Origin of the sequence: Pricia sp., assembly GCF_041745955.1 — a bacterium.
In the GTDB taxonomy this organism is placed as follows: Bacteria; Bacteroidota; Bacteroidia; order Flavobacteriales; family Flavobacteriaceae; genus Pricia.
This window is the reverse complement of record NZ_JBGTHY010000469.1, coordinates 1-2,161: the sequence shown is the minus strand read 5'-3', so window position 1 is coordinate 2,161 and position 2,161 is coordinate 1. Positions and strand designations below refer to the sequence as shown.

Below are 2,161 nucleotides of genomic sequence, written 5' to 3'. Positions count from 1 at the left end.
ACATCGACACCTACCGTAGGCTCGTCGAGAAACAAAACTTTAGGTCGGTGCAAGATACTGGCAACTAGGTTGATGCGGCGCTTCATACCGCCCGAAAAACTCACTATTTTTTTATGGGCGAATTTTGAAAGTCCCAAAATTTCGATATGTTCGAGAATTTTATTTTTCAACGAGTTGCCCTGTAATCCGTACATGCTTCCGAAGTATTGTAGGTTTTCATAAGCCGTCAGCGAGGGGTATAGGGCATACTCTTGGGGTACGATACCAATCATTTGTTTCAGTTCGTTTTTGTGTTCCCCATAATTCAATCCGCCGATACTGAACGACCCCGATGTGGGCTTAAGTAGGGAACTTAGCATGGAAATTAAAGTAGTTTTTCCCGCTCCATTGGGACCCAACAACCCGAAAATTTCACCGGCCTCAATGCTGAGGTCTAACTTGTGAACCGAATAGTCTTCGGCATCCTTATATTTTTTGGAGAGTTTGTTGATTTGGATCATGGCTAAGCCTAATTTCCATCCATTGGCGGATGCGTGTGCTTTTTTAATATCACTCTCTCCATGAAGTGGATCTAATGACGGCTAATCCCCAAATATGCGTATTTTTAGGGATTGTAATCCCCAAAATTACATTTTTAAAATTTTTTATGGGCTTAAACCATTTTTTTCAAACGCTTGAAAAAATTCTCTTCCCGATTTGCAATAGCGACCAATTTATCGGCAATCTTATTATACCCATCGCTTTCGCCGCTACGATTTTTATAGATTCGGGAGGCATCCAGCGCAAAATCACGCCATAAATCCCCGATTTCGGTCATTTCTTTGGAAAATTCCCTGAGGTTTTCGTTGTTCAGCACGCCCGCCGCCTCTTGCAGAAACGCCGCATAGATATAGCGAAAGCCACCACCACCGGTACCGATTTCCTCTTGCATGCGAACGATTTGACCCAGATAGTGGTTGGTTTTTTTCGGACCTATTTTCTTTGGCCACTTACGGATGTTCTTGGCCACCCAGCGAATCGCTTTCACCCCAACGATCGGCACGGGTGCGGTCATATCGCGGCAGGTCTGTTTGATACCCTTGACGATAGCGCTTTGCAGCTCAAGTTTTTCGGGGAAAGCGGTGGGATAGTAAATATGGCCCTTGGGGGCAAAAGCCCCTTTGGCAAAACGTACTTTTTCTAATTGCTTTTCGGTTAGGGAGGTTACGTTTTCCATGACCGGATCACTGATAAGGTATTGGCCGTCTTTCTTTCCATAGACCACCATATTGTGGGCGTTAAAATGAAAGCGGTACTCGTCGGGAAAATAAATGAGGTTGTACACCCCGACCTGTAGACCAACGGGATTGTTATTTTCCAGATTTTCATCTAAACGGGCCTTGGCCTTTTGTGGATTACTGAATTTCTCGCGTTTCACCTCAACACCGACCCTCTTGGCAAAACGGTTGAAGACTAGGCCGGGCAGTACTCTATAGGTAAATACAGGGGCGTAATTTACCTGGATGAAGGGCAGATAGCTGAACAGCAGTCCCGATCCAATGCCGAAAACCATCGGTTCGCTAACATCAAAACCGTTGTGTCGCATTAGGTTAGAAACTACACCATTTTCGCAGTGGGCCGCCTGTTTATGGGAAAAATCTATTTTCAAGGAATTGGATTTAATGTAATTTTTTATTAAGCCTGCCTGCCTGCCCTTGAGGCAATGTTCATGCCCCTAGCCTTTATTCAATCGATCTGTTTTAACTCTTCGGTCGAAATTTCAAAAACATCGGCATATTTTTGAAGGGTCTTTGCACTGAGTTTACGAAAAGCGGATGGCTTGAGGTGCCTTTTCACACGCCATTGCCAAAAACCCACATAACTGGCCAAAATGGGAATATCCATTTTGTGCAGTTCCATATAGTATTCAATGGGACTTGATTCGTTATTGAAAAAACGGCCTTTGGCTGCTGCGGTACGTTCCTCGATGTCTTTAATGGCATTGTCGAGCGCTATGGATTTGGGGGTCCATCCGGTGCTTAGCTCGGTGGTGTACTCCCCATTTTCATCGACGGCGTAGACCATATCCTTGATATTGGCCTTTTCAAGAGTACTCTTGTCCTGTGGAACTTCCTTTCTTTTCATGGGTCGCAAAGGTATTTAAGATAGCCGATAACTTCTA

General features: G+C 44.6%; 3 protein-coding genes. All 3 read right to left on the bottom strand.

Annotated elements, in window-relative coordinates:
* Positions 1-500, bottom strand: a 500-nt coding sequence (locus ACEW8S_RS16485) for an ABC transporter ATP-binding protein (protein ID WP_373519213.1), incomplete at its 3' end; no start/stop codon positions are given.
* A gap of 152 nt (positions 501-652) precedes the next feature.
* A complete protein-coding gene (locus tag ACEW8S_RS16480) occupies positions 653-1,648 on the bottom strand; it encodes a BtrH N-terminal domain-containing protein (protein WP_373519212.1) in 996 nt (331 codons plus the stop codon).
* A gap of 77 nt (positions 1,649-1,725) precedes the next feature.
* Positions 1,726-2,124 (bottom strand): hypothetical protein, encoded by a 399-nt coding sequence (locus tag ACEW8S_RS16475; RefSeq protein WP_373519211.1) that lies wholly within the window; start codon positions 2,122-2,124, stop codon positions 1,726-1,728.
* Positions 2,125-2,161: the final 37 nt, after the last annotated feature.